We start from the raw sequence: 26070 nt of genomic DNA on the forward strand, positions 1-26070 counted from the left end.
CCGCCCGCCGAGCACCCGCCCCTATGTCGCAACCACCTCGCCCTGCTCCGTCCAAGCCACCCGCGGGCAAGGGCCAGCTGCATCCGCGCAACCGCCATCAGGGCCGCTACGACTTCGCCGAGCTGATTCGCGCGCATCCGCCACTGGGGCAGTTCCTGATCACCAATCCCTACGGCAAGCCAAGCATCGACTTCGCCGATCCGCTGGCGGTGCGGGTGTTCAACCGCGCGCTGCTGGAGAAGGACTATGGCGTGCGCGGCTGGGACATCCCCGACGGCTACCTGTGCCCGCCGGTGCCGGGCCGTGCCGACTACATCCATCAGCTCGCCGACCTGCTCGCCGGTAGCCATGACGGACTGATCCCACGCGGACCGGGGTTGTGCGCGCTGGACGTCGGCGTCGGCGCCAACTGCATCTACCCGCTGCTCGGCCAGCACGAATACGGCTGGCGCTTCGTCGGCGCCGACATCGACCCGGCTGCACTGACCAACGCCGCCGCCATACTCGCCGCCAACCCGACGCTCGGCGCACAGATCGAACTGCGCCAGCAGGCCGACCCGCAGCAGATCTTCCACGGTCTGATCGGCGCCGACGAGCGCTTCGACCTGACCCTGTGCAACCCGCCCTTCCACGCCAGCGCCGCGGAAGCAATCAGCGGCAGCCAGCGCAAGTGGAAGAACCTCGGCCGCCTCGATCCCAAGCGTGCGCTGCCGACACTGAATTTCGGCGGGCAGAGCAACGAACTGCATTGCGAAGGCGGCGAGACGGCCTTTCTCGCACGCATGGCGCAGCAGAGCCGTGACTACGCCGAACAGGTGTTCTGGTTCAGCAGCCTGGTGTCCAAGGCGGCCAACGTCGCGCCGCTGGAGGCGCGTCTGCGCGAGCTGGGCGTGAGCGATCTGCGCGTGCTGGGCATGAGCCAGGGCCAGAAGCAGAGCCGCCTGCTGGCCTGGACCTTCCTCGACAAGAAGCAGCGCCGCGCCTGGCGCAAGGCGCGCTGGCCGGGCTGATCAGCCGCGGCCCAGACGCGCGCCGACGACCATCTCGGTGACCCAGCCGACCAGGATGCTGGTGTAGGCCTGCTGGCAGGCTTCCTCGCTGAGCGCATGGTCGGCGCCATCGACGATGCGGTGGGTGAGCGAGTGCGAACGACGGAAGGAGGAGCGGTAATTCATGATCGTCTGGTGCGGGATCAGATGATCGTTCTCCGACTCGACCAGCAGCACGTCGCCACTGAATTCGGCACAGGCCGCCAGCGCGCGGTTGTCCTGCGGGCGCAGCCGCTCCGCGCGGTAGACCTCCAGGTCCTGACGATCGAGCTGACGCTTGGGCGTCTCCCACTGCTCGTCGCGATACAGCGCCGGCACCCGCAGCGCCAGCCATTTCACCGGCCGCCGCTGGGTCAGGAAAGTCGACAGATAACCGCCATAGCTGCTGCCAACCACGCAGATGGCATCGCTGTCGATCGCCGGATGCGCGGCAAGGCGATCATAGGCGGCGAGGATGTCGCGCAGGTTGTCCTCGCGTGAGACCTTCTGCTGCTTTGCCAGCGTACCCTCGTGGCCACGCAGGTCGAAGGTCAGACAGACGCAGCCGAGCCCGGCGATACCGCGCGCGCGCGCCAGGTCGCGCTGCTGGCTGCCGCCCCAGCCGTGGACGAACAGCACGCCCGGCACCTTGTTCTGCGGAGTCAGGAAAGTCCCCGCGATCTGTTCGTCCTCGACCTCGATCAGCACCGCCTCGCTATTCGCCTGCATCCTCGATCCTCGCGTATTTGGTCAGCGGGCCGGATTGCGGGTCCGTCCCCTGATAGATCAACAGGGCATCGGCCGGCAGCGACGGCGGCTGGCCGTAAACCTCCACGGAACTTGCGCGCAGCCGCTGCAGCGCGGGCTCGGCCTGAAAGCGCTGCAGCGCGATCACCTCGGCGCTGCTGGCGCCACCGATGCGCCAGGACTGTTCCAGCACGCCCGAGCGGGAGCGGCCCTGCGGGTCCGTGCCGAGCGCCACGTCATAATTGCGCCGCGAGGCGATCAGGCCGGGAAAGCAGGCCAACGCCGCCTCGTCATAGGTCTGCGCCTGGTGAATTGCCTGACGCATCTCCTCGCTCAGAGGCAATTGCTGCAGCGCCGCAAACCCGCCGCGGCACAATTGCAGGGTCGAGCCGCCGTAGACCTCGCGGCCCTGGTTGTCGCAGGTCAGGTGCTGCTCGCCGACGTAGCTGACCAGCAGCCCGGCCACCCGCACCTGGCCAACGCTGAAGGTCCGTACCTGTTCCAGTTGCCGCTCCAGCACCAGACCGCACAGCGCCAGCGCGCCGGCATCCAGGGTTTCCAGCGCCAGTTCCAGCTCGTCCGCACTGCGCACCACCTGCTGGCCGAGCCCGCCGCGCGCCAGCACCGGCTTGATCCGCAAAGGACCGTCAGCGAGCAGTGCGAGGCCGGCGCCCCGCGCGTCGACGATGGAAAACGCGCTGAAACCCTCCAGGACGGCGTCACCGATGCGCTCGCCGAACACCGTCGACCAACCCGGCGGCGCCTCGGCCCCCGCGTGCCCCAGCGGGTGACTGATGGCCTTGGTCGGCAGGAAGGCATAGGGTGCGACCGCGCCGAACAGATCGTCCTCGCCGCGGATACCCAGGCGTGCCGCCTGCTCGGTTCCGATGATGGTGTCGCTGGGCACCAGGTAGCAGGGGCCCACCGCCTCGTAGGCCAGCTCGCCATCGGCATCGCGGGGGTAGTCGCCGATGTAGCCCATGCGCAGAAGCTGTGCCAGTTGCTCGGCCAGCACGCGCTGCGCCACGGCCTCGTGCGTGGGCATGTCGTCGCGGTTGGGAAGAAAAGCCAGGAACGGCTTCGTCTGGATCGATTCGCTCATGCAGCATCCCCGTGGCCACGGGCGCGCCTGCGGCGCGCCTCGCAGGGTAGACCGATGGCAAGGCGAATTCGATCCGCAGTGTGTTTGCCCGACCCGCACGGCGTATCGAGCCGGCCTCGGCTCTCCCCTCTTCGCCGGGAGAGGCTGCCGAAGGCGGTGAGGGATGCGTCAGGCTACTCGCCGTCCTGCGAATGGCTCCGGGCCAGTCACCCTGCACGCCGACGCACCCCTCATCCGGCGCTGCGCGCCACCTTCTCCCGGCGGGAGAAGGAAAGCCGTACCAGGACCACGCGGGGTGACCCGATCAGCTACCCACCGCGAAGCGGCTGTCCAGCCGGCTGTAGCCCAGGCCATAGCCCTTGCTGACCCTGATCTGCAACGGAATGCGCTCCTTGAGCGCCTCCACGTGGCTGATCACGCCAATCATCTTGCCGCTGGCATTCAGGCTATCGAGGGCGTCCAGCGCCACCTCCAGGGTTTCCCCGTCCAGGGTGCCGAAGCCTTCGTCGAGAAACAGCGAATCGATGCTCGCCTTGTGACTGACCAGATCCGACAGTGCCAGGGCCAGCGCCAGGCTGACCAGGAAGCTCTCGCCACCGGACAGGGTGCGGGTATCGCGGGCGCTGTCGCCCTGCCAGGTATCGATCACCTCCAGCGCCAGCTCCTCGTCCGCCTTGCGCAGCAACTGGTAGCGCCCATCCAGCCGCTGCAGCTGGCGGTTGGCCAGATACACCAGATGGTCGAGGGTCAGGCCCTGGGCGAAACGCCGATAGCGCGCGCCATCGGCGGAACCGATCAGGCCGTTGAGCTGCTGCCACAGATCGTAGTCGGCCTGCTGCGCAGCGATCTGGGCGAACAGCGCCTGTTGGCCGCTGCGACGTTGCTCATCGCTTGCCAATAGCGAGCGCACCTCGCCGAGGCGCTGGTTGCATTCGGCCAGCGCCTGGTTGGCCTCGGCCAGTTGCTGCTCCAGCAGGGCCATGTCCTGCTCCTGCCCCTGGCTCTGCAGCATCTCCAGCCGCTGGACGGCGTCCCCCTGAAGCGTGCGCGCCTGCAGCAGGGCCTGCTGCAACTGCTCGCGCCAGCTGCTCAGTCGCTGCTGCTCGGCGTCTTCCAGACGCGCGGCGAGGAAGTCCGCCTCGTCAGCGAAGGGACTGGCCGCCAGCGCCTGGCTCCAGTCGGCCTCGGCCTGTGCCCGCTGCATTGTCAGTTGATCCTGCTGGCGTGCCAGCGCCTCGGCCTGCCCGGCCAGGCGCTCTTGTTCGGTCTGGTTTTGCTGCCAGTGGGCCAACGCCTCGTCAACGGGTAGTTCGCGACTGGCCGCCGGAGCCGACAGTGCCAGCGCCTGCCAGCGCGCAGTCCAGTGTTCGGCCTGGCGCCTGGCCTGCGCAAGCTCGCTGCCGAGCAAGGCCTGTCGCTCGCGCAACTGGCCGAGCCGGCACTGATCGTCCTGATATTGCGCAAGCTCGGCCTGACGCTGCGCGAGCCAGGCGTCGGCGGCATCCTCAAGCTGATAACCAAGCTGGGCGACATCCTCCGCCAGGGTGGCACGCAGTCGGGCCAGCACCGCGGTTTCCTCCACCTGGCGCCGCTCAGCCAGTTCGATGCGCTGACGCGCTGCCTGCAGTTCCTGCTGAAGCCGCTGGGCCTCCAGCTGCGCCACACCCGCCTGGCTTGCCGCCAGCCGCGCGGCGGTATCGGCTGCGCTCAATTCCTTCTTCAGCGCGTCCAGCGCGGCGAGACGCTGCTGCACCTCGCGCTGCTGCTGCAACAACTGCTGCTCGGCGGCCAGCAGGGCGGCTTCGTCCGGCTCTACCAGGCCCAGCGCCTCGGCCAGTTGCCCCAACTGGGTCGCCAGTTGCCCGCTACGCGCGCCCAACTGCTGCAGTCGCTCATCGAAACCGCTCTGCGCGGCGCTCAGCCCGGCAATCTGCTCGCCCAGTTGCTGGCCCTGGCTGGCGAGCTGTTCCAGCTCCGCGCTCAAGGCCTGCACCGCGGTCTGGGTCGCCGATACATCCAGCGCCGCATAGCGGGCCACGGCTGGATGCTCGCTGGCGCCGCACAGCGGACAGGGCTGGCCAGGCTGCAGCTGCGCGCGGTGCGCGGACAGGTCGCGGATCAGCGCCTCCTGGGCAAGCAGCTGCTGCTTGTCTTCCAGCTGCGCGCGCTTGTCGCGATAGCGCTCACGCAGCTGTTCACGGGCAGTCTGCGCATCGGCCAGCAGCGTGGCATGGCTCGCCCGCTGCTGCTCCAGCGCAGCCTGCTCCTGTCGCAACTGCTCGCGCTGCTGCAGGTACTGCAGCAGCTGGCCGCACTGGCTTCGCCTATCCAGTAGGCGCTGCCATTCGCCACGCCAGTCGGCCTCCTCGCGCCCATCGAGCAATGTCTGCCAGCGCTGTTGCAATGCCGCCTGCGCCTGCTGCGCCGCCTCGCTCTGCTGTAGCTGGCGATTGCGTTCGGCATCGGCCTGAGCAGCGCCCGCGTCCAGTTCCAGACTCTGCCTCTGCTGCGTCTGCAACCCGGCACCCGCCTCGGCGACCATCTGCTCGCGCCGGGCCAGCTCATCCAGCTGCAGGCGCCAGGCGGCCAGGCGTTCGCCCAGCTGCGCGCGCTCGGGATGGGCGTCCAGCCGCTGCTCGATGCCGGTGATGTCGGCAGCCAGCGCATCCTGCGCCTGGCGCAGCTGCAGCTCGACTGCCTGCGCCGCCTGGCTGAGCTGATAGAGCGCCAACTGCCCGTCCTGAACGGCCTGCGCCTGGCGTTGCGCCAGGTTCTGGCTCGCCTGCTGAGCCTGCACCAGGGCAGCCGCACTGCGCTGCCGCGCATCGAACGACGCAGCCAGACGAGCCGCCGGCTCCGCCCGGGCCAACCGCGCCAGCTCCGGTTGCGCCCGCACCTGGGCCTGCTCGGCGGCGCCCAGCGCCTGGCTCGTCTGCTCCAGCGCCACCCTCGCCCTGGCCAGCTCCTCCTGCCAGGCACGCTGGGCGCTCAACTGCTGCTGACGCAGCTGCGCCGCCGCCAGCTGCTCGGCCAGAGTCGCCTGCTCGCTCGTCAGCGCCAGGCGCTCCTCGTCGGCCAGCAATTCGACACCCTCGGCCCGCGCACGCAACTGGTCGAGCAGCACGCGCGCTTCGCGCGCCGTCTCGAATACCCGCTGGGAAATCTGCCCGTAGATCTCGCTGCCGGTCAGTTCCTCGAGCAGCTCGGCGCGCTGGTTGGCACTGGCTTCGAGAAAGGCGGCAAAGCCGCCCTGAGCCAGCAGCATGGATTTGGTGAAACGCTCGAAATCCAGGCCGGTCAGGCGCTCGGTTTCGCGCAGCTTGTCGTTGATCTTGTCGGTGATGATCTCGCCATCCAGCCGCGCCAGCTCGACCTTCGGCGCCTGCAGTGCACCCTCGGCGCGGTCACGCGCGCGGCGCTGGCTCCAGAACGCGCGGTAGCCGACGCCCTTGACCTCGAACTCGACCTCCGCCAGGCAGTCGGCGGTGTGCCGCGTCATCAGCTCGTTACCGCTGGCGGAGAGCGTCTGCATCCTTGGGGTGCGGTGGTAGAGCGCAAGGCAAATGGCGTCGAGCAAGGTGGTCTTGCCCGCCCCGGTCGGCCCGCTGATGACGAACAGGTTGCTGCCGGCGAAGGGCGCAGCGGTGAAATCGATCTTCCACTCGCCCTTGAGCGAGTTGAGGTTCTTCAGGCGCAGGCTGAGAATTTTCATGCAGGTGTCGGTCGCGAAGAATCAGGCGCGCATTCTGGCAGCCTTGTCCGGCACTTGCAGGCCGAGATCAGGCCTCGGTCTCTACAAGCAGTGCGCCAGCCAGCGAACGGTGCCGCGGTAATGTTCAAGCAGAAACTGGCGGACACTGACTAAAGAACGACGTACCTGGCCCAGAGACGCTCATACTCCTGCGCACTGAGTTCTACGACGTGAAACTGTGGATCGGCATTTATTTCGTCTACCGGAGGGCATTGCAAATAACCAAGTCGCGTATCAAGCATCTCGATGTCGGCATAGGCAAACCCCACACGTCCGTCACGAAAAAACTCCAGCTTGCGCGTTTCAAAACGCAGTTCATCCAGTTCAGAGACCAGCCGCACGGGCTCATCGGCGAAGTCATGTCGCCACGCGACATCGATGTACTTCATATGCACCCTCCGCTTGCTGTCCCGCACTGCGCGGCCACCGGCGGTCACAGTTTGTACTAGGGCGTTACCGGAGCTCTACAACTCTTGCCCGGCTGTCGGGGTAGTAGACATCCAGGGCTCTATCCTGCTCATCCGTAACCAACCAGGGATGAGTCAGGTAGGTGTCCAAGCGTTGCTCCTGCCCCGCCAGCAACTCGCTATACAGCTTCCTTTTCCCCTCATAGTCCAGCCAGTAGATACGGCGGACATCTTCGCTTCTGTTTTGAAACGTGATGCCCGTCTGATACTCGCCAGACACGGAATAGGCAACTTGTCTCTCCTCCGCCTCGTGCAACTCTTGAGCACAAACCCAGGATGAAGCCGCTAGAAGACCCAGTATCGACGCTATCCGCATCATCAAATCCTTTCCCCATTTCCATAGAAATAGTCAGAACCAAGCCGCCCCAACAACAACCTGACACCGATAACCTCGAGCAAAAAGCTCGTCTTCATACGCCGATTGTTACTGCTCATCCCGCAACTGCTCCAGCACCTGCCGATACAGTTGCTGCAGGCGCTGGGCGCTGGATGCATCGAGCTGCTCCTGTTGCAGGCGACGGGCGAAGACCTCTTCGCTGTCCAGCTCATCCAGGGTTTCGCGGGCTTCGGCCTGCAGGCCGGGACTGCTGGAGCCGCGTTCGCGGCGGATGCGCAGCACCTCCACCGGCAGACCCTCGCAGAGCGCGGCGATGCGGGCGTGCAGGTCGCTCAGGTAATCGTCGCCGCTGACCTGCACTTCCAGCCACAGCGGGCTTTCGACGCTGCCCTGCGAGGCTAGCTCGCGGATCGCTTCGGCCAGCTCGACAAGGTTGCCGCGCGCGCTGGCCATCGGCTGCCAGCGGGGTACCGGCAGCGGCGTCACCGCGCGCAGCCCGGTCTCATCCAGGTCGACCAGCAGCACTTCCTTCTGCTGTTTCGCTTCATCGAACGACAGCGGGATCGGCGAGCCGCAGTAGCGGATGTGCTCCAGGCCGCCGACCTTCTGCGGCCGGTGGATATGGCCCAGGGCAATGTAGTCGGCCGGCGGGAAGGCGCTGGTCGGGAAGGCTTCCAGCGCACCGACGTAGATTTCGCGTACCGATTCGCTGGCGCTGGCGCCGACCGTGGTCAGGTGCCCGCTGGCGATGATCGGCAGCCTGCTTTCCAGTTCGTCGCGGCGCTGCTCGGCCAGAGCGAAGAGCTGCTGGTAATGGTCGTGGATGGCGCTCTGCAGGGCCTGCTGCTTGTCCTGCGCACTCTGCCCGGCCTCACTGCGCAACAGATCGCGCGGACGCAGGAAGGGCACCGCGCAGAGCAACGCACCCCGCCCGCCGTCGCGACGCGGCAGCAGGATCAATTGCTCATCCAGACGCTCGCCGCCCATCGCCACCACGCGGGTGCCGAGGCAGGCAAGCAGCTCGCGCGATTCGCCGAGCATGGCTACCGAATCGTGGTTGCCGCCCAGCAGCACCAGCCCCGCGCCGGTTTCGCGCAGGGCGACGATCACCCGATTGTACTGCTCGCGGGCATAGCTCGGTGGCGCGCCAGTATCGAAGATGTCGCCGGCGACGATCACGGCGTCCACCGCATGCAGGCGCACCTGCTCGACCAGCCAGTTGCAGAAGGCGGCATGCTCGGCCTGGCGGGTCTTGCCCATGAAGTGCTGGCCCAGATGCCAGTCGGAGCTGTGCAGGATGCGCATCGAGTCTGATTGCCGTGGCGGAAAACGCCGGCAACCATGGCAGTTGCGTGCAAGGCTGGCAATGGTTGCTACCATCGGCGCATCACTCCGGGGAGAGGAACTCCATGCGCCGCCTGCTGACCGACCTGCGAATCATGCTGCTGGCCAACCTGTGGATAGTGCCGGTAGTCGCCGGGCTGCTCTACGCGCTGTTCCATTTCGTCGCCCCACCGCCGCCGATGCAGGCGCGCATGGCCACCGGCAGCCCGGACGGTGGCTACCACGCCTTCGCCGAGCGGCTGCGCGATGAACTCGCCAAGGAGGGCTTCGAACTCACGCTGCTGCCCAGTCGTGGATCGCTCGACAATCTGGCGCAGCTGCAGGCCGGCGAGGTGGAACTGGCCCTGGTGCAGAGCGGCCAGGAACTGACCCTGGAGCCTTCGGCGCGCGAATCGCTGCGAAGTTTGGGCGCGGTCTACCAAGAACCGCTCTGGCTGTTCGTCCGCACGCCGCTGGAGGACGCCCGCCTACCGGGGTTGCTCGATCTGCGCGTGGCCATCGGCAGCGACGGCAGCGGCACCCAGGCGGTGGTTCGCGCGCTGGCGCAGGCCAACCGCTTCGATGAGAGCCAGTTGCCGCAGGGCTGGCAGACCATCGGCGGGACCCGTGCGGCGACCGCGTTGCTGGCGGGTGAGCTGGATGCCGCCTTCTTCATTGGCCCGGCGGAGAACGCGCTGATCCAGCGCCTTGCCGCTGCAGACGAGCTACGCCTGGTCGGCCTGCAGCGCGCCGATGCCTATCACGCGCGCATGCGCTACATGAATCGTCTGGAGGTCGGCGAGGGCATGCTCGACATGGCCCGCAACACGCCGCAGAAGCGCATCGTCACCCTGGCTCCGCTGGCGACCCTGGTAGCGGGTGACAGCTTTCATTCATCGCTGACGCCGCTGATCCTGGATGCCGCGAGCAAGGTGCTCAAGGAGGGCAACCTGCTCGACCCCGCCGGCAGCTTCCCGGCCCGCCCCACCGCACAGCTGGAGATTCTCGACGAGGCCAACTACTTCTACGACAAGGGCCTGCCGATCCTGCAGCGCTACCTGCCGTTCCGTATTGCCTCGCTGGCCGACCGCTACATCATCCTGGCGATCCCGCTGCTGGTGTTGCTGATTCCGCTGTTCAAGGCCATCGGACCGATCTACCAGTGGCGCATCCGCGCGCGCATCTATCGCTGGTACAAGTACCTGCGCGAGATCGACCAGCAGCTGCACAAAGGCACTCTGCCGCAACGCCTGGACGAGGAGATCGAGCGCCTCGAACACCTGGAGGACGAGCTGGCCAAGGTGCAGGTGCCGCTCTCCTACTCCAACGAGCTGTACCAGTTGCACGTGCACCTGCGTTACGTCATCGACCGCCTGCGCCAGTTGCAGCGGCGCCGGACGTCAGCGCCGGCGCTCGGTTAAGATGCGCACCACCCGTTTTCCCCTGCGAGTCCGTCATGCCCATCCGCCACTGCATCGTCCATCTGATCGACAAGAAGCCCGACGGCAGCCCCGCCGTACTGCATGCCCGCGACAGCGAGCTGGCCGCCAGCCAGGCGATCGAGAACCTGCTCGCCGACCTCAACGACAGCTACAACGCCAAGCAGGGCAAGGCCTGGGGCTTCTTTCACGAGGAGTCCGGGGCCTTCCCGTTCAGCGGCTGGCTGAAGGCCTACCTGGATAGCGAGCACGATTTCGCCGGCTTCAGCCGCCAGGCGGTCGAGCAGCTGCAGAAGCTGATGGAGGAATCCAACCTGTCCACCGGCGGCCATGTGCTGATGGCGCACTACCAGCAGGGCATGACCGACTACCTGGCCATCGCCCTGCTGCATCACAGCGAAGGCGTGGCGGTGACCGAGGCGCTCGACGTGACTCCGGCCAAGCACCTGGACCTCGGCCAGCTGCACCTGGCGGCGCGGATCAACATCAGTGAGTGGCAGAACAACAAACAGTCGAAACAGTACATCTCCTTCATCAAGGGCAAGAACGGCAAGAAGGTCTCGGACTACTTCCGCGACTTCATCGGTTGCCAGGAAGGCGTCGACGGACCCGGCGAAACCCGCACCCTGCTCAAGGCCTTCAGTGACTTCGTCGAAAGCGAAGATTTGCCCGAGGAACAGGCTCGCGAGAAGACCAAGACCCTGGTCGGCTACGCCACCAGCCAGGCCAGGCTCGGCGAGCCGATCACCCTGGACGAGCTGTCCGGGCTGATCGACGAAGAGCGGCCCAAGGCGTTCTACGAGCACATCCGCAACAAGGATTACGGCATGGCTCCGGAATTCCCGGCGGACAAGCGCACCCTGAGTCAGTTCCAGCGCTTCACCGGCCGCGCCGAAGGCCTGTCGATCAGCTTCGAGGCGCACCTGCTGGGCAGCAAGGTCGAGTACGACGAGGCGCGCGACATGCTGATCATTCGCCAGTTGCCGACCCAGTTGAAGGATCAGCTAAAACGGCGCAAGGACTAAGCCGTGCGCCTGCCGGACGCGCTGCTCGACGCCTGCCTGTGCGACCCGCACGCGCCGTTGGCGGCCGATCCGGCGCGCCTGCTGCTCGCCGACAAGACCGCCGCCAAGGCCCAGCTGGCTGAACTCGGCCCCTGGCTCAATGAACGCCAGCGCATGCTCCGTGCCCATCATCAGGATGCGCTGCTGCTGGTGCTGCAGGGGCCGGACTGCTCGGGCAAGGACGGAGTGATCCGCCGCGTGCTCGGCTACATCGACCCACAGGGCGTTCAGATCAGCAGCTTCCAGCCACCCGACATCAGCGAGCGCAGCGACGATTTCCTGCAACGCTATCGCCAGCGCCTGCCGGAGCCGGGACGGATCGGCGTGTTCAATCGCAGTTACTACGAAGCACTGGTCAGCGATCCCCTGGACGGCTACTGCACGACGGCGGACATCCCCGCACGACTGCAGGCTGTGCAGGCGTTCGAGGCACAGTTGCCGCCGCGACGCATCCACCTGCTCAAGTGCTATTTGCAGCTTTCCGCCGATGAGCAGCGCAACCGCCTGCTGCGCCGCCTGGAGCTGCCGAGCAAGCGCTGGAAGCTGTCCCCGGCCGACCTGGACGCGCACCGCCGCTTCGACGAACTGCAGCAGCACTGGGCGCAGATGCTCGGCGCCAGCCATGCGCCACAATCACCCTGGTACGTGATCCCTGCCGATCACCGCTGGCAGCGCGACCTGATCCTCGCCAGCCTGCTCGCCCGTGCGCTGGAACCGCTCGTCCAGGACTGGCCGCAGACCCCTGCCCCCTTCAACGCCGAGGACCTGCAATGATCGCCCGTCTCTGCGCCCTGCTGCTCTGCCTCGGCATTGGTGGCGCGCAGGCGGACTCATCGCTGAACGAGGACGAGCTGCGCTTCGTCACCGCCAACGCCGAGTTCACCCTGCTGCACGAGATGGGTCATCTGCTGATCCACGAGCTGCAACTGCCGGTGCTCGGCCGCGAAGAAGACGCCGCCGACCAGCTGGGCTTCATCGGCCTGTTCCTGCTCTATCGCCGACAGGACGACCCGGCCTTCGCCGCCCGTCTACTGGATGTCGCCGACTACTGGCGCCTGGAGTGGCAACGGCCGAAACCGGCACGGGAGCAGGTCCGCGAGTGGGACAGCCATGCACTGGATGCCCAACGCTTCTATACCATCGCCTGTCTGGCCTACGGCAGCGACCCGGCGCAGATGGAATGGATCATCCAGGCCACCGGGCTGCCGGAAGAGCGCGCCTTCTATTGCGACCAGGAATACGCCCAGGCGCTGCATGCGGTGAACTGGCTCAAGGAGCACTTCCGGCGCAAACCCGGCGAGCCGATGGGCGAACGCATCGAGGTGATCTACGATGCGCCCTCCTATGCGCTGGAGGATGGCGAACAGCTGCTCGCGCGAATCCGTGCTTCCGGCGAACTCGAGGCAGTCGCGAGCAAGGCGGCAGACACCTTCGCCCTGCCCCGTCCGCTGGTTCTGCGCATGACCAACTGCGGTGCCCCGGACGCCTGGTACGACCACCGCGCGGGCGAGCTCACCCTCTGCTACGAACACCTGGAACATCTGCGCCGCCTGGCGGCGCAACTGCCACATCTGCGCAATGGCGCCGAACAGGGACGCGCCCTGCCCGCTCAAGGAGGAAGGCAATGAAGAAGATCATCGTGCTGATTGCCGCGCTGGCGATCTACCAGCAATGGGACAGGATCAAGGCATTTGTCGCGCCAGAACCACCGGTGGTCGCCAGCAGCGGCGAGGTGATCCTCTACTCGACCGCCTGGTGCGGCTACTGCACCAAGGCGCGCAATTTCATGAACGAGAAGGGCATCGCCTTTCGCGAGGAAGACATCGAGAAGTCCGCCAGCGCCCGCCAGGCCTACGAGGCGCTGGGCGGTCGCGGCGTGCCGCTGCTGAACGTCAAGGGCACCGTCATCAGCGGCTACAACCCGCAGGCCATCGCCAAGGCGGCACGCTGACGGAGGGCGCACCTGACCCGGCGGCTTGCGCGCCGAGTCATCCGAAGGGGTGCTCACCCCCAGGACATGCCTTGAGCCGTCAGCGCGCCTCGATAGCGAAGCCCTGACGCGGGAAGTGCACATGCACCACACCCGCACGCGGGTCTTCACGACGCAGGATCAGCTCCTCTAGGCCGGCGTGCAGCAGCTCGCCTTCCACTGGATCGACGCCGTAGTCCACCGCCGCTATCGCTACCTGCCGGCCAACCGTGAAGCCGTTCGGATCGACAAAGGATTCGTCCGGCAGTGCCACCGGCGTACTGGCGCGGGCGATCTCGATGGCCTCGTCGGCCGACAGGTCAGTGTGCGAACCGTGACCAAAGCCCAGCACCCGCTGCAGCCAGGCCTGCACGGCGGGATAACCGTCGAGCAACACGCCGGTGACCGGGTTCTGTTTCAGGAACCACAGCGGATGCGCCATGGACAGGTCAGCGATCGACGGCTCGCCGAACAGGAAGTCACCGTTCTCGCGGGAAAGCTGGGTTTCCAGGCGTGCCATCAGCAGCGGCCAGAAGCTCTTCGCCTGGTCGCCGGGGACGCGTTTGGCTGCGCCGCCGCTGAACAACGCCTGGCGGTCAGCCATGAACGCCTTGACCATCGCCTCGGGCATCTTGCCGAAGCGCGCCGCCATCGATTCGGGTTGGAACACCAGGGCCACGGCATTCTGGAACACCAGCGAATCGGCCCACTGGGCGAACGCTGGAGCGATCAGTTCCAGGCCTTCGGGAAAGAGTGCCGGGGTGGCCTTCTCCGCCTCCAGACGACGCGCCATCAGGGCGGTGTCGCAATAGATGTCGGCACCGATCTGCAGGACCGGGGTCTTGCGATAGCCACCGGTGAGCGCAGTCAGGTCGGGTTTCGGCATCACCGGGGGGATCATCACCGAGCGCCAGGACAGCTGCTTGAAGCCCATCATCAGACGCGCCTTCTCGGCGAACGGGGACGCGGGATAGTGATGGAGGATCAACTCGTGCATGGCAGGCTCCAGCTGGGGATAGAGGGAAGGCCGGCCAGATTACTCCGAAGATCCGCCCCGCCCCAACGCCATTTCCGCCAACGCACCCCGGCTACCCGGCCAAGGCTGCGCAATACCGCGGACTACTCCGCCAGCACGAGCGGACCGACGTATCCGCTGACCAGGCTTTCCTTGTCACGCTTGCCGAGCCCCTTCACCGCGCGTTCACGGCGCAATGCCGCACTCTTGTCGGCACAGGCTTCGACATACACCAGCGCTCGGGCCGGGCTGGAATGAAAGAAGCGCGCACCCTTGCCGGCGACATGGGCGGCAAAACGCCGCTGCGGATCATCGCTGATGCCGCAGTAGAGGGCGCCATTGGCCGCACGGACCAGATAGACGTACCAGGGTTTCGGCTCGATCGACTTCATGCACACACGGCGCCTGGGCAGAGGGCGCCCATCCAAGCATCTCGTGGCGGCGCAGACAAGCGCGCTAAACTCGCCCGTCCCCGCACCAGGAGCGCAGCCTTGAAGATCCGGATATTCACCACCGGCGGTACCTTCGACAAGATCTACCACGACGCCCTGTCCGAGTTCAGCATCGGCGAGCCGATGGTACCGGCCCTGCTCGACGAGGCCGGGGTGAGCTTCGAATATGCACTCGACAGCCTGCTGCGCAAGGACAGTCTGGAGCTGACCGAAGAGGATCGCGCGCTGATCCGCGCCCAGGTCGAGGCCTGCACGGAACAGCTGATCCTGATCACCCACGGCACCGACACCATGACCGAGACCGCCGAAGCGCTACGCGGCATTGCCGACAAGGTGATCGTCCTGACCGGCGCCATGCAGCCGGCGCGCATGCGCCAGAGCGACGCGCCGTTCAACCTCGGGCTGGCCATCGGCGCCCTGCAATGCCTGGACGCCGGTGTCTATCTGGCCATGAGCGGTCGCATCTTCCCCGCCGGCGCGGTACACAAGAACCGCGCGGCAGGACGTTTCGAGGCCGACTGAGTCAGCGAATCGGCGGGGCGAAGTGCAGCCCGCCGCGGCTCCACAGCTGATTCAGGCCACGCTCGAGCCCCAGCGGACTGTTCTCGCCCAGATTGCGCTCGAAGATCTCGCCATAGTTGCCGACCTGGCTGACGATCCGCACCACCCAGTCGCGCTTGAGCTTCAGGTCGCGGCCGTATTCACCGGACTTGCCCAGCAGACGCGCCACCTCCGGATTCGACGGCTTCTCGGCCTGAGCCTCGACGTTCGCCGCCGTCAGGTCCAGCTCCTCGGCATTGATCAGCGCAAACAGCGTCCAACGCACGATGTCGAACCATTCTTCATCGCCCTGACGCACCGCCGGCGCCAGCGGCTCCTTGGAGATCACATCGGCCAGGATCAGGTAGTTCTCCGGGTTTTTCAGCCGGCTGCGCTGGGCGTGCAGCTGGGAGCGGTCGGAGGTCAGCAGATCGCAGCGACCGGACTCCAGCGCGTCGGCGCTCTCTTCGGAGCTGTCATAGGTGATCGGCGTGTACTTGAGACCGCGGGCACGGAACTGCTCGGCGAGGTTCAGCTCGCTGGTGGTCCCGGCCTGCACGCAGATGCGGGTGCCGCCCAACTCCTCGATGGTGGTCGCGGACAGCTTGCGGCTGAGCAGAAAGCCCTGACCGTCATACAGGATCACCCCGACGAAATTCAGCCCCAGCGCAGTGTCGCGGGAACTGCTCCAGGTGGTGTGCCGCGAGAGCAGATCGACCTCACCGGACTGCAGTTCGGTGAAGCGATCCTTCGCCGCCAGGGGGTGGAACCGCACCTTGTCAGCGTCACCGAACACCGCCGCCGCCACCGCCTTGCAGAAATCGACGTCCATCCCGCTGTAGTGCCCTTGTGCATCGACCTCGGCGAAGCCCGGCAGGCCATCGCTCACACCGCAGTCGACATGGCCCTTGCGCTTGACCGCATCGAGCACCGCTCCGGCCTGCGCAGTCGCACACAGACAGGCCAGCAACACGCCAGCAACGCCCTTGCTCCAGCCCTTGAAAGACCTCATGACCACCTCCTTATAGCTGCAGTTTTCGCCGTATCCGGATCGTCCGGGCACCACGAGCGTAGACCTGGGTCACACGGCATGTGCCGTTTCGCTTGCGAGTGGATCGCCAATTCCATGCTGCGGTTCCCCGCTTCGCTTGGCGGGCCGTGCAGCGCAAGCTTGTTATTCTTGCCCGCACGCCATCAAACAACTCCCGAGGAGAGAACGCATGACCGATCTGCTGACCCTGGAACCGCAACGCAATGCCGACGCCTGCGTGATCTGGCTGCATGGCCTGGGTGCCGACCGTTTCGACTTCCAGCCGGTCGCCGAGGCATTGCAACGCGTACTGCCCACCTGCCGCTTTCTGCTGCCGCAGGCGCCGACCCGACCGGTAACGATCAACGGCGGCTGGGAAATGCCCAGCTGGTACGACATCCTCAGCATCAGCCCGACCGCCCGCGCCTTCGACATGCCGCAGCTGGAAGCATCGGCGCAGCAGGTGATCAGCCTGCTGGAGGGCCAGCGTGAGGCCGGCATCGACCCGCGCCGCCTCGTGCTGGCAGGCTTTTCCCAGGGCGGCGCGGTGGTTCTGCATACCGCCTTCCTGCGCTGGCAGGGTCCGCTCGGCGGCGTGCTGGCGCTCTCAACTTACGGACCCAGCTTCAACGACCTGATCAGGCTGGATGAGCAACAGCGCGGCGTGCCCGTGCTCTGCCTGCATGGCAGCCAGGATGACGTGGTTCCTCGCAGCATGGGGCGCGCCGCGCATGACTTCCTGCAGGCCCAGGGCGTTGCCGTCGACTGGAAGGAATACCCGATGGGGCATGAGGTGGTGGGCGAGGAAATCCAGGACATCGCCAACTGGCTGCAGGCGTTGCTTGGCTAGTCGCAGCGAAATCGCTGTGCTGGGCTACCCTCAAGGTTCGAGGTATCGATTCTGTGCACCAATTCCGCCATTTCTGTCTGCATGATCAGAAAATGCGCACCACTCGTCGGAAGACGGGAATCCCGGGAACTGCTACGGCAAACCTCGGGGAATAGTGTCGGTCGAAGGTCTTCGCCCATACCAAGGAAGTGTTTGCGATGCCCACGGTCCTGTACCAGTCAGCAGTAGGTTCATCCGTGCCATGAAGAGCGTGCAGTGGCAAGGCAGCCTGCGGCAAATCCAGCAGGCTCGGCTGTTCCAGAACGTCGCCGTCAGCAATCTGCAGAAGTTGCTGAGGGATTTCTGCGCCTATGAACTGGAGTCCGGTGAGGTTCTGCTTTCCCCTTTCAACCGCAACGAACATCTGTTTCTTCTGCTCGATGGCCAGCTGAAGGTCTATCTCGGCTCACTCGACGGACAACCGGTGAGCACGCTGCAGGCCGGCGACTGTGCCGGTGAGATCAGCTTCATCGACAACGATCATCCTTCCGCCTACGTGGTGGCCACCTCGCCGTCCACCGTGCTGCGCCTGCATCGCGACACCCTGATCAAGCTTTTCGAACACTCGCCCGAACTGATGCAGAACCTGCTCGAGCTGCTCTGCACCCGCGTGCGCCAGGGCAACCGGATCATTCTCGACAGCGAACAGAATGCCAACGTCGACACCCTCACCGGCGCCTTCAATCGACGCTGGCTGGAGCATGTGTTCGAACGCGAGAGCACACGCTGCGCCTTCAACGGACAGCCGCTGTGCATGCTGATGCTCGACGTCGACAACTTCAAAGCCTACAACGACGCCCACGGCCATCTCGCCGGGGACTATGCGCTCTGCCTGGTCGCCCATACCCTGCGCAACCAGCTGCGTCCCAAGGACAGCCTGGCTCGCTACGGTGGCGAGGAGTTCGTCATCCTGCTTCCGGAAATCGGTGTCGATGAGGCACGCAACATCGGCCAGCGCTTGCGCCAGAGCCTGGAGCGGATCGAAACCTTCTATTCGCCGGTGGGCGTCCTGCCCGGGGTGACGGTTTCCATCGGGCTGTCGCAGATGCGCGTCAAGGACACCCTGCAGAGCCTGCTGGCGCGGGCCGACGAGGCGCTCTACCAGGCCAAGCAGCAGGGGCGCAACTGCCTCTGCGGCTGAGCGCTTCGCCCCCCGTTCATCTTGCTTTACACTGGCGCGCGTACATTCCTTAACCAGTCGAAGAGATGACCGTGCTCAAAGCACTCAAGAAGATGTTCGCCAAGGGCGAGGAGCAGCAACCCGCTCAGGTTCCACCCGCCGCAGCCCCCTCCCCACAGCCATCGGCAGCCCGCTCCAGCGCCGCAGACAGCGCCACCCGCAGCAGCGAAGAAAGCCGCCCGCGCAAGGAGCGCAGCCGCACCGCGAAGCCGCGCCGTGAAACCGCCGCCAAGGTGGACGTTGCGCCCTGGAAGCTGGAGGATTTTGCGGTCGAACCCGCCGAAGGCAAGACCCGCTTCCACGACTTCAATCTCGACCCCCGGGTCATGCACGCCATCCACGATCTCGGGTTCCCCTACTGCACCCCGATCCAGGCTCAGGTGCTGGGCTACACGCTCAAGGGCCGTGACGCCATCGGCCGCGCCCAGACCGGCACCGGCAAGACTGCCGCCTTCCTGATCTCGACCATCACCCAGCTGCTGCAGACCCCGGCACCGAAAGAGCGCTACATGGGCGAGCCACGCGCGCTGATCATCGCCCCCACGCGTGAGCTGGTGGTGCAGATTGCCCGCGATGCGCTGGACCTGACCAAGTACACCGGCCTGAACGTGATGAGCTTCGTCGGCGGCATGGACTTCGACAAGCAGCTGCGCCAGCTCGAAGCGCGCTTCTGCGACATTCTGGTCGCCACGCCGGGCCGCCTGCTGGACTTCAACCAGCGTGGCGAGGTGCACCTGGACATGGTCGAGGTGATGGTGCTGGACGAGGCCGACCGCATGCTCGACATGGGCTTCATTCCGCAGGTGCGGCAGATCATCCGCCAGACACCGATGAAGGGCGATCGGCAGACCATGTTGTTCTCGGCGACCTTCACCGAGGACGTGATGAACCTGGCCAAACAGTGGACGGCCAACCCGGCGATCGTCGAGATCGAACCGGAGAACGTCGCCAGCGAAACCGTCGAGCAGCACGTCTACGCCGTGGCCTCGGCAGACAAGTACAAGCTGCTCTACAACCTGATCACCCAGAATGACTGGAGTCGGGTGATGGTCTTCGCCAACCGCAAGGACGAGGTCCGTCGCATCGAGGAGCGCCTCACCCGTGACGGCATCAGCGCGGTGCAGATGTCCGGTGACGTACCCCAGCACAAGCGCATCCAGGCGCTGGAAGGCTTCCGCGCCGGACGGATCAAGGTCATGGTCGCCACCGATGTCGCCGGCCGCGGCATCCACGTCGACGGCATCAGCCACGTGATCAACTTCACCCTGCCGGAAACGCCGGACGACTACGTACACCGCATCGGTCGTACCGGGCGTGCCGGCACCAGCGGCACTTCGATCAGCTTTGCCGGTGAGGACGATGCCTTCGCCCTGCCGCCGATCGAGGAGCTGCTCGGGCGCAAGATCCAGTGCGAGATGCCGCCCGAAGTACTGCTTGCGCCGGTACCGCGCAAGCACTGATCCTGCGCGACCGCGTAGCCGTCAGCGTCTGGCTGGCGGCAGGCGAATCTACCAGCGCTCGGCGGCTGCAAGGTCGCTGTCGCGTCCCTCGACCCAGCGCGAACCCTCTGCGGTGTCCTCCTTTTTCCAGAAAGGCGCGCGGGTCTTCAGATAGTCCATGATGAATTCGCAGGCCTCGAAGGCGGCCGCGCGATGGGCGCTGGCCACGCCGACGAAGACGATCGGCTCGCCCGGCTCCAGCCGGCCGACCCGATGCAGCACCTCTACCTGCAACAGTGACCAGCGTGCCGCCGCCTCGACGGCGATCTTCTCCAGCGCCTTCTCGGTCATGCCCGGCGCGTGCTCCAGGTACATGCCGGACACCGTCTGGCCTTCGTTGAAATCACGCACGTAACCGACGAAGCTGGCCACCGCGCCTATGCCCAGGTTCGCCGCATGCAGCGCGTTGAGTTCCCGCCCCGGATCGAATCCCTGCTGCTGGACCCTGATCGCCATCTCAGCCTCCGGTAACCGGCGGAAAGAACGCGACCTCGTCGCCTTCCGCCAACGGTTCATCGAGTCGACACAGCTCCTGATTGCGCGCGCACATCAGGCGCGTCTCGTCGAGCACCTGCCAGGCACCGCCGCGCGCCACAAGCTGGCGACGCAGCTGATCGACGCTGGCGTAGGCGCCCTCCAGCTGCTCGCCCTCGCAGCCCAGCGCCTCACGGTAGCGAGCGAAATACTGCACCTGAATCATTCATCCTCCCCGACACGGTAGTGTCCGCTGCGCCCGCCGGACTTCTCCAGCACCCGCACGCCCTCGATGGTCATGCCACGATCGACCGCCTTGCACATGTCATAGATGGTCAGCGCAGCGACACTGGCTGCCGTCAACGCCTCCATCTCGACACCGGTCTGACCGGCCAGCTTGCAACGCGCCTCGATGCGCACGGCATCCTCGCCCAGCGCCTGCAGCTCGACCTTGATCGATGTCAGCAGCAGCGGATGGCAGAGAGGGATGAGCTCGAAGGTCTTCTTCGCCGCCTGGATACCGGCAATCCGCGCCACGGCGAAGACATCGCCCTTGGGATGGCCGCCACTGACGATCAGCGCCAGTGTCTGCGGCTGCATGCGCACCAGCGCCTCTGCCACCGCCTCGCGCTGGGTGACGGCCTTGTCGGTGACATCGACCATGCTGGCACGGCCCTGGGAATCGAGATGGGTGAGCATGGGAGGGTCCTGCGTCGTGGGAAGGCGCGCAGTTTAGCCCAGCTGGAAGCTGGAAGCTGGAAGCTGGAAGCTGGAAGCTGGAAGCTGGAAGCTGGAAGCTGGAAGCTGGAAGCTGGAAGCTGGAAGCCAGTCTGATTGGCTCAGGCACCCAGGCAAGGTGCTGCCACTCGTGACATGCGGCCTCCAGCTTCAGGCTTGCTCCTTACATATGTGCTTCCGCGTACTCGGCCAGTACCGAGCGCGGCACCCCCTGCAGGGTGATGTGCACACCTTGCGGGAAGTCCTTGAAGCGCTCGGTGAGATAGGTCAGGCCGGAGCTGGGCGCCGACAGGTAGGGTGTATCGATCTGCGCCAGGTTGCCCAGACAAACCACCTTGGAGCCGCTGCCCGCGCGGGTGATGATGGTCTTCATCTGGTGCGGAGTGAGGTTCTGGCACTCGTCGATCAGGATCAGGCTCTGCTGGAAGCTGCGGCCGCGGATGTAGTTGAGCGATTTGAACTGCAGCGGCACCTTCTGCAGGATGTAGTCGACACTGCCATGCGGGCTCTCGTCGTCCAGGTGCAACGCTTCGAGGTTGTCGGTGATGGCGCCCAGCCAGGGTTCCATTTTTTCCGCCTCGGTACCGGGCAGAAAGCCGATCTCCTGATCGAGATTCTGCACGCTGCGGGTAGCGATGATGCGCCGGTAGCGCTTGCTGACCATGGTCTGCTCGATGGCCGCCGCCAGGGCGAGGATGGTCTTGCCCGACCCTGCCGCGCCGGACAGGTTGACCAGGTGGATATCCGGATCGAGCAGCGCATAGAGTGCCAGCGCTTGGTAGATGTCACGCGGCCGCAGTCCCCAGGCCTCCTGATGCAGCAGCTGTTCCTGGTGCAGATCGAGAATCAGCAGCTCGTTGCCGTCGATCTCCTTGATCCAGCCGACGAACCCCTGCTCGTCGATGATGAACTCGTTGATGTGCACCGCCGGCAGATTATCGACCAGCAGCACCCGATGCCAGGTTCGCCCATGCCCCTGACGGGTTTCCACCTTGCTGACCCGATCCCAGAACGAGCCCTCCATGTCGTGGTAACCCTTGGACAGCAGGTCCACATCATCGACCAGTTGGTCGGTATGGTAGTCCTCCGCCGCCAGCCCGCAGGCACGCGCCTTCAGGCGCATGTTGATGTCCTTGGTGACCAGCACCACCGACAAACCGGGTCGGCCTGACTGCAGCTCGACCAGCTGGTTGATGATCTTGTTGTCGTTGAGATCTTCCGGCAGCCAGGTGAGCGGTTCGGCGCGTTTGCTCATGAGAATCGACAGGAGTCCGCTGGGACCATTCTTGCCACGCTGGATCGGCACTCCATGCTCGACCTCTTCCGGCGTTGCACCACCGAGCACCGTATCGATCAGGCGGATCGCCTGGCGACATTCCGCCGCCACCCCGTGCTTGCCACTCTTGAGCTTGTCGAGTTCCTCCAGGACCGTCATCGGAATCGCCACGTGATGCTCCTGAAAATTCAGCAGGGCATTGGGGTCGTGGATCAGAACGTTGGTATCGAGGGCGTAAAGGGTGGGGGCGGTGGGGCTCGAGCGACCTTGGTCATCCATACTCTGTCACCTTCTGCGGGTAGCCGAACGGCGCAGGGTTGCGCCGCGCAGGGCCGCCGACCTCCGTAACGGGTTACGGAAACTGCAGGCGAGGAGAGGGCCGGTGGCCGCCACCTGTCTGCAGGGTTCGGCGGTCTTGTCTTGCTTGATACAGCAAAACCTGTGACAGCAAAAAGCGCTATTTGACGTATCCGCTGTTTATTTCAAAGACCCTGCAATCGACGCTTGGCCTGTCCATCGTAGCCCGTTAGAGTTCGGCTTCTGACCGGCTCGACACTGCGTCCCGCGCGCGGCAACGATTGACCTCCACCGTCAGGTGCACCAGCTCGGAGAACCCGGCAAGCTGGTGCTTGTAGTCGTCCGGCGACGCATCCCCATGGGTCACTACGCTGATGATCGCCGCGTACTCTGCGCGACCTACCCGCCACAGATGCAGATCGGTCAGCTGGCTGTCTCCCTCTCGTTCGATCCGCTCACGCAGCCGCTTCACCAGCGGCACATCCATTTCCCTGTCGAGCAGAATGCGCCCGGTCTGCACCAGCAGGCCCTTCGCCCACCAGGCGATGATCAGCGACCCCAGCACCCCCATCAGCGGATCCAGCCAGTCCCAGCCCAGCCAGAGCCCACCGGCCAGCGCAACCAGGGCAGCCACCGAGGTCAGCGCATCGGCCAGCACATGCAGAAAGGCGGCGTGGCGATTGAGATCGCGCCCTGCGTCAGGGTCAGGGTCAGGGTCCTGGTCGTGGTCGTGGTCGTGGTCGTGGTCGTGGTCATGGTCGTGGTCGTGGTCGTGGTCGTGGTCGTGGTCATGGTCATGATGCTCGTGGGTATCGCGCAGCAACCAGGCAGAAACCAGATTGACCACCAGTCCGATCACCGCCACCCAGAGCGCCATCTCGAACGCCACCGGCTCCGGGCGCCAGAGCCGCCAGAGCGACTCGAAGGCCATCAGCAGAACCACACCCAGCAGCATCACCGCACTGGCGAAGCCGGCAAGGATCTCGATCTTCCAGGTGCCGAAGGCGAAACGCTCGTCCCCGGCATAGCGCCGCGCCAGCCAGTACGCAGTCGCCGCCAGGCCAATGGCGAGCATGTGCGAGGCCATGTGCCAGCCATCGGCCAGCAGTGCCATCGAGTTGAACAGATAGCCCGCGACTATCTCCACCAGCATGGTCACGCCGGTCAGCGCGACGACCAGCCAGGCCTGCTTTTCCGCACGCGACTCGAGCGGCCGATAGTCGTGCGAGGGTCGCCAGCGGGAATGGTTGCACTCAGCCATCTAGGTTTCTCCATTGCCTGATGCAGCGACTCTGGACCCTACCCCGGGGGCAAGGTCAAGCAGAGCGCCGCGCGCGCGCGAAGGGAGGTAGGTAGAATCGCCGCTCGAATCGAAGGAGACCTTCAATGTTGATGGTGATTTCCCCCGCCAAGACCCTCGACTATGAGACACCCGCCGTTACCAGCCGGTATACACATCCGGAACACCTGACAGACGCCGCCCAACTGATCGAGCTGCTGTGCGAGCTGGCCCCGGCGCAGGTCGGCGAACTCATGCATCTTTCCGACAAGCTCGCCGGGCTCAATGTTGCCCGCTATGCCAGCTGGACCCCCGATTTCACCCCAGAGAACGCCAAGCAGGCGCTGCTGGCGTTCAAGGGTGACGTCTACACCGGTCTCGCTGCTGACGATTTCAGCGCGGCGGACTTCGATTTCGCCCAGCGTCATCTGCGCATGCTCTCCGGTCTGTATGGCGTCCTGCGTCCCCTCGACCTGATGCAGCCCTACCGGCTGGAGATGGGCACCCGCCTGGCCAACCCCCGCGGCAAGGACCTGTACGCCTTCTGGGGCGAGCGGATCAGCCAGTGGCTGAATCAGGCACTGGCCGAACAAGGGGACGACGTTCTGCTCAATCTGGCTTCCAACGAATACTTCTCGGCCGTGCACCTGCCGACGCTGAAGGCACGGGTTATCAATGTGCAGTTCCGCGACATGAAGAACGGCCAGTACAAGATCATCAGCTTCCATGCCAAGCGTGCGCGGGGAATGATGGCCCGCTACGTGATACGCGAACGCATCAACCAGCCGCAACAGCTGCGCGATTTCGATGCACAGGGTTATCGCTATGCACCAACTCTTTCTTCCCCGGAAAGTCTGGTGTTTCTTCGCGATCCAAACGACTAATTTCTGGCGTCATAAAAATAATTTAAATGCCCTGGCCTGCCAGGGCATATCCGCACGTAGCGTTTTCGCCAAGCACTTGCGTACCACTCTCAGTGGAATATTGCAGTCAGATGCAATTGCGTACCTTCGTGCCAACAGCAAACAACAAGACGTTCGTCACAGAGCCGGATAAACGGTGTGAACTTCCAACCCTCGGCTGTACTCTGAGCCCCTGTGAAGGCCTGTCTGGCAAAGCGCAAGGATCGGCTGGAATACTCTAGATAGAGCGTTTTGTTAATTGCTTGGCAATTTGCCGGGATAATTTTCAAAACTATTCCAGACTGCCCCGGTCATATCTCGCGCTTTATCCGGTCCGCAACTTTCCGAAGTAACGGATCGGTCCAGCACTTCAACAATCAGCACTTGGATATAACCAGGGCACATTCCTAAAAAAAGCCCAATAGCAGCCCGTACATACGCGGCGGCAGGGAAATTTCATGCCTGCGTTTGGCGTTGAACAGACACCGGACGGCATTTAAACAGGGATGGACCGACACAATCGGTCCATGTGAACGCGCTAGCAATTTTGAAGAGGTGAACACGATGCGGATCAGCATCTTTGGCTTGGGTTACGTAGGTGCGGTATGTGCCGGTTGTCTTTCGGCCCGGGGCCATGAAGTCATCGGCGTGGATGTTTCCGCCACCAAGATCGACCTCATCAATCAGGGCAAGTCGCCGATCGTCGAGCCTGGGCTTGGCGAGTTGCTGGCAAAAGGGATCGAAACCGGCCTGCTGCGCGGCACCACCGATTTCGCCGCGGCGATCCGCGACAGCGAGCTGTCGATGGTCTGCGTCGGTACGCCGAGCGAGAAGAATGGCGACCTGGGCCTGGGCTACATCGAGTCGGTGTGCCGCGAGATCGGCTTCGTGCTGCGCGAGAAGAACAACTGGCACACCGTGGTGATCCGCAGCACCGTGCTGCCGGGTACCGTCAACAACGTGGTCATCCCGATTCTGGAAGACTGCTCCGGCAAGAAGGCCGGCGTCGACTTCGGCGTTGCGGTCAACCCCGAGTTCCTGCGCGAATCCACCGCGATCAAGGACTACGACTTCCCGCCGATGACCGTCATCGGCGAGTCCGATCCCAAGGCTGGCGACATCCTCGAGGAGCTCTACCGTGAGCTCGACGCGCCCATCGTGCGCAAGGACATCGCCGTCGCCGAGATGATCAAGTACACCTGCAACGTCTGGCACGCGACCAAGGTCACCTTCGCCAACGAGATCGGCAACATCGCCAAGGCCGCCGGCGTC

26 protein-coding genes are annotated in these 26070 nt (G+C 65.0%); 12 read left to right on the top strand and 14 right to left on the bottom strand.

The features are described from left to right. Nucleotides 1–23: 23 nt before the first annotated feature. Nucleotides 24–1010 (top strand): 23S rRNA (adenine(1618)-N(6))-methyltransferase RlmF, encoded by a 987-nt coding sequence (gene rlmF, locus DBO85_RS05650; RefSeq protein WP_108106116.1) that lies wholly within the window; start codon nt 24–26, stop codon nt 1008–1010. On the opposite strand, the gene DBO85_RS05655 is transcribed toward rlmF, so the two are convergent. The 6 genes from DBO85_RS05655 to sbcD all read right to left on the bottom strand — a co-directional run bounded on the left by DBO85_RS05655 (nt 1011) and on the right by sbcD (nt 8737). Continuing rightward, nucleotides 1011–1757 (bottom strand): alpha/beta hydrolase family protein, encoded by a 747-nt coding sequence (locus tag DBO85_RS05655; protein WP_108106118.1) that lies wholly within the window; start codon nt 1755–1757, stop codon nt 1011–1013. It abuts the gene before it with no gap. Beyond that, nucleotides 1744–2877: a DUF3182 family protein gene (locus DBO85_RS05660; RefSeq protein WP_108106120.1), complete on the bottom strand. Its 1134-nt coding sequence runs from the start codon at nt 2875–2877 to the stop codon at nt 1744–1746. The genes DBO85_RS05655 and DBO85_RS05660 overlap by 14 nt, the downstream gene beginning before the upstream one ends. A gap of 304 nt (nt 2878–3181) precedes the next feature. Next, entirely contained in the window at nt 3182–6589 is a 3408-nt protein-coding gene (locus DBO85_RS05665) for an AAA family ATPase (RefSeq protein WP_108106122.1), read from the bottom strand. A 149-nt stretch (nt 6590–6738) separates the two neighbouring features. Then, nucleotides 6739–7017: a DUF6881 domain-containing protein gene (locus DBO85_RS05670; protein WP_108106124.1), complete on the bottom strand. Its 279-nt coding sequence runs from the start codon at nt 7015–7017 to the stop codon at nt 6739–6741. Nucleotides 7018–7081: 64 nt separating this feature from the next. Next, on the bottom strand, nt 7082–7414 hold the full coding sequence (locus tag DBO85_RS19640) for a VHL beta domain-containing protein (RefSeq protein ID WP_108106126.1): 333 nt from the start codon (nt 7412–7414) through the stop codon (nt 7082–7084). A gap of 105 nt (nt 7415–7519) precedes the next feature. Then, nucleotides 7520–8737: an exonuclease subunit SbcD gene (sbcD, locus tag DBO85_RS05680; RefSeq protein ID WP_108106128.1), complete on the bottom strand. Its 1218-nt coding sequence runs from the start codon at nt 8735–8737 to the stop codon at nt 7520–7522. A 104-nt stretch (nt 8738–8841) separates the two neighbouring features. Here sbcD and DBO85_RS05685 point away from each other — a divergent pair, with 104 nt between their 5' ends. The 5 genes from DBO85_RS05685 to DBO85_RS05705 are packed head-to-tail and all read left to right on the top strand — an operon-like array spanning nt 8842 to nt 13209. Continuing rightward, nucleotides 8842–10176 (top strand): TAXI family TRAP transporter solute-binding subunit, encoded by a 1335-nt coding sequence (locus DBO85_RS05685; RefSeq protein WP_108106130.1) that lies wholly within the window; start codon nt 8842–8844, stop codon nt 10174–10176. Nucleotides 10177–10211: 35 nt separating this feature from the next. Then, the gene (yejK, locus tag DBO85_RS05690; protein ID WP_108106132.1) at nt 10212–11219 is read left to right on the top strand and encodes a nucleoid-associated protein YejK; all 1008 of its coding nucleotides are present in this window, start codon (nt 10212–10214) and stop codon (nt 11217–11219) included. 3 nt (nt 11220–11222) lie between these two features. After that, nucleotides 11223–12032 (top strand): polyphosphate kinase 2 family protein, encoded by an 810-nt coding sequence (locus DBO85_RS05695; RefSeq protein WP_108106134.1) that lies wholly within the window; start codon nt 11223–11225, stop codon nt 12030–12032. After that, nucleotides 12032–12886 carry a DUF4344 domain-containing metallopeptidase gene (locus DBO85_RS05700; RefSeq protein WP_407681449.1) on the top strand — a complete coding sequence of 285 codons (855 nt, stop codon included), beginning with the start codon at nt 12032–12034 and terminating at the stop codon, nt 12884–12886. The genes DBO85_RS05695 and DBO85_RS05700 overlap by 1 nt, the downstream gene beginning before the upstream one ends. After that, on the top strand, nt 12883–13209 hold the full coding sequence (locus DBO85_RS05705; RefSeq protein ID WP_108106138.1) for a glutaredoxin family protein: 327 nt from the start codon (nt 12883–12885) through the stop codon (nt 13207–13209). The genes DBO85_RS05700 and DBO85_RS05705 overlap by 4 nt, the downstream gene beginning before the upstream one ends. Before the next feature lie 79 nt (nt 13210–13288). Here the strand turns inward: DBO85_RS05705 and DBO85_RS05710 are convergent, their stop codons facing one another. Both DBO85_RS05710 and DBO85_RS05715 read right to left on the bottom strand, forming a co-directional pair. Continuing rightward, nucleotides 13289–14224: a glutathione S-transferase family protein gene (locus DBO85_RS05710; RefSeq protein WP_108106140.1), complete on the bottom strand. Its 936-nt coding sequence runs from the start codon at nt 14222–14224 to the stop codon at nt 13289–13291. Between the two features lie 122 nt (nt 14225–14346). Then, nucleotides 14347–14634, bottom strand: coding sequence for a GIY-YIG nuclease family protein (locus DBO85_RS05715; protein WP_108106183.1), 288 nt, complete (start codon nt 14632–14634; stop codon nt 14347–14349). Between the two features lie 99 nt (nt 14635–14733). Between DBO85_RS05715 and DBO85_RS05720 the strand changes: the two genes are divergently transcribed. After that, on the top strand, nt 14734–15216 hold the full coding sequence (locus DBO85_RS05720; protein WP_233356558.1) for an asparaginase domain-containing protein: 483 nt from the start codon (nt 14734–14736) through the stop codon (nt 15214–15216). 1 nt (nt 15217) lies between these two features. Here the strand turns inward: DBO85_RS05720 and DBO85_RS05725 are convergent, their stop codons facing one another. Then, complete coding sequence (locus tag DBO85_RS05725; RefSeq protein WP_108106142.1) at nt 15218–16246, bottom strand: amino acid ABC transporter substrate-binding protein; 1029 nt, start codon at nt 16244–16246, stop codon at nt 15218–15220. Nucleotides 16247–16454: 208 nt separating this feature from the next. Here DBO85_RS05725 and DBO85_RS05730 point away from each other — a divergent pair, with 208 nt between their 5' ends. From DBO85_RS05730 to rhlB, 3 genes are all read left to right on the top strand, one after another. Then, nucleotides 16455–17114: an alpha/beta hydrolase gene (locus DBO85_RS05730; RefSeq protein ID WP_108106144.1), complete on the top strand. Its 660-nt coding sequence runs from the start codon at nt 16455–16457 to the stop codon at nt 17112–17114. A gap of 241 nt (nt 17115–17355) precedes the next feature. Continuing rightward, nucleotides 17356–18294 (top strand): GGDEF domain-containing protein, encoded by a 939-nt coding sequence (locus DBO85_RS05735; protein WP_108106146.1) that lies wholly within the window; start codon nt 17356–17358, stop codon nt 18292–18294. A gap of 65 nt (nt 18295–18359) precedes the next feature. Then, complete coding sequence (rhlB, locus tag DBO85_RS05740; RefSeq protein ID WP_177429737.1) at nt 18360–19793, top strand: ATP-dependent RNA helicase RhlB; 1434 nt, start codon at nt 18360–18362, stop codon at nt 19791–19793. 48 nt (nt 19794–19841) lie between these two features. Here the strand turns inward: rhlB and moaE are convergent, their stop codons facing one another. From moaE to dmeF, 5 genes are all read right to left on the bottom strand, one after another. Then, nucleotides 19842–20288 (bottom strand): molybdopterin synthase catalytic subunit MoaE, encoded by a 447-nt coding sequence (gene moaE, locus DBO85_RS05745; protein WP_108106148.1) that lies wholly within the window; start codon nt 20286–20288, stop codon nt 19842–19844. Between the two features lies 1 nt (nt 20289). Further along, complete coding sequence (locus tag DBO85_RS05750; RefSeq protein WP_108106150.1) at nt 20290–20532, bottom strand: MoaD/ThiS family protein; 243 nt, start codon at nt 20530–20532, stop codon at nt 20290–20292. Then, nucleotides 20529–21005 carry a cyclic pyranopterin monophosphate synthase MoaC gene (gene moaC / locus DBO85_RS05755; protein ID WP_108106152.1) on the bottom strand — a complete coding sequence of 159 codons (477 nt, stop codon included), beginning with the start codon at nt 21003–21005 and terminating at the stop codon, nt 20529–20531. The genes DBO85_RS05750 and moaC overlap by 4 nt, the downstream gene beginning before the upstream one ends. A gap of 202 nt (nt 21006–21207) precedes the next feature. Next, entirely contained in the window at nt 21208–22599 is a 1392-nt protein-coding gene (locus DBO85_RS05760; RefSeq protein ID WP_108106154.1) for a PhoH family protein, read from the bottom strand. Between the two features lie 247 nt (nt 22600–22846). After that, on the bottom strand, nt 22847–23878 hold the full coding sequence (dmeF, locus tag DBO85_RS05765; protein ID WP_108106156.1) for a CDF family Co(II)/Ni(II) efflux transporter DmeF: 1032 nt from the start codon (nt 23876–23878) through the stop codon (nt 22847–22849). 125 nt (nt 23879–24003) lie between these two features. Here dmeF and yaaA point away from each other — a divergent pair, with 125 nt between their 5' ends. Both yaaA and DBO85_RS05775 read left to right on the top strand, forming a co-directional pair. Continuing rightward, nucleotides 24004–24780, top strand: a complete 777-nt coding sequence (gene yaaA / locus DBO85_RS05770; protein WP_108106157.1) for a peroxide stress protein YaaA — start codon at nt 24004–24006, stop codon at nt 24778–24780. A gap of 582 nt (nt 24781–25362) precedes the next feature. Further along, the coding region (locus DBO85_RS05775; RefSeq protein WP_146168167.1) for a nucleotide sugar dehydrogenase at nt 25363–26070 on the top strand (708 nt) is incomplete at its 3' end.

The organism is Pseudomonas mangrovi (genome assembly GCF_003052585.1).
Lineage (GTDB): Bacteria > Pseudomonadota > Gammaproteobacteria > Pseudomonadales > Pseudomonadaceae > Aquipseudomonas > Aquipseudomonas mangrovi.

Coding starts and splice junctions, on each gene's coding strand:
- yejK (WP_108106132.1), top strand. CDS start 10,212: ATGCCCATCCGCCACTGCATCGTCCATCTGATCGACAAGAAGCCCGAC.
- DBO85_RS05670 (WP_108106124.1), bottom strand. CDS start 7,017: ATGAAGTACATCGATGTCGCGTGGCGACATGACTTCGCCGATGAGCCC.
- DBO85_RS05710 (WP_108106140.1), bottom strand. CDS start 14,224: ATGCACGAGTTGATCCTCCATCACTATCCCGCGTCCCCGTTCGCCGAG.
- DBO85_RS05760 (WP_108106154.1), bottom strand. CDS start 22,599: ATGGATGACCAAGGTCGCTCGAGCCCCACCGCCCCCACCCTTTACGCC.
- DBO85_RS05730 (WP_108106144.1), top strand. CDS start 16,455: ATGACCGATCTGCTGACCCTGGAACCGCAACGCAATGCCGACGCCTGC.
- DBO85_RS05715 (WP_108106183.1), bottom strand. CDS start 14,634: ATGAAGTCGATCGAGCCGAAACCCTGGTACGTCTATCTGGTCCGTGCG.
- DBO85_RS05665 (WP_108106122.1), bottom strand. CDS start 6,589: ATGAAAATTCTCAGCCTGCGCCTGAAGAACCTCAACTCGCTCAAGGGC.
- DBO85_RS05725 (WP_108106142.1), bottom strand. CDS start 16,246: ATGAGGTCTTTCAAGGGCTGGAGCAAGGGCGTTGCTGGCGTGTTGCTG.
- DBO85_RS05660 (WP_108106120.1), bottom strand. CDS start 2,877: ATGAGCGAATCGATCCAGACGAAGCCGTTCCTGGCTTTTCTTCCCAAC.
- DBO85_RS05735 (WP_108106146.1), top strand. CDS start 17,356: ATGAAGAGCGTGCAGTGGCAAGGCAGCCTGCGGCAAATCCAGCAGGCT.
- dmeF (WP_108106156.1), bottom strand. CDS start 23,878: ATGGCTGAGTGCAACCATTCCCGCTGGCGACCCTCGCACGACTATCGG.
- DBO85_RS05705 (WP_108106138.1), top strand. CDS start 12,883: ATGAAGAAGATCATCGTGCTGATTGCCGCGCTGGCGATCTACCAGCAA.
- moaC (WP_108106152.1), bottom strand. CDS start 21,005: ATGCTCACCCATCTCGATTCCCAGGGCCGTGCCAGCATGGTCGATGTC.
- sbcD (WP_108106128.1), bottom strand. CDS start 8,737: ATGCGCATCCTGCACAGCTCCGACTGGCATCTGGGCCAGCACTTCATG.
- rlmF (WP_108106116.1), top strand. CDS start 24: ATGTCGCAACCACCTCGCCCTGCTCCGTCCAAGCCACCCGCGGGCAAG.
- DBO85_RS05750 (WP_108106150.1), bottom strand. CDS start 20,532: ATGATTCAGGTGCAGTATTTCGCTCGCTACCGTGAGGCGCTGGGCTGC.
- rhlB (WP_177429737.1), top strand. CDS start 18,360: ATGACCGTGCTCAAAGCACTCAAGAAGATGTTCGCCAAGGGCGAGGAG.
- moaE (WP_108106148.1), bottom strand. CDS start 20,288: ATGGCGATCAGGGTCCAGCAGCAGGGATTCGATCCGGGGCGGGAACTC.
- DBO85_RS05655 (WP_108106118.1), bottom strand. CDS start 1,757: ATGCAGGCGAATAGCGAGGCGGTGCTGATCGAGGTCGAGGACGAACAG.
- DBO85_RS05685 (WP_108106130.1), top strand. CDS start 8,842: ATGCGCCGCCTGCTGACCGACCTGCGAATCATGCTGCTGGCCAACCTG.
- yaaA (WP_108106157.1), top strand. CDS start 24,004: ATGTTGATGGTGATTTCCCCCGCCAAGACCCTCGACTATGAGACACCC.
- DBO85_RS19640 (WP_108106126.1), bottom strand. CDS start 7,414: ATGATGCGGATAGCGTCGATACTGGGTCTTCTAGCGGCTTCATCCTGG.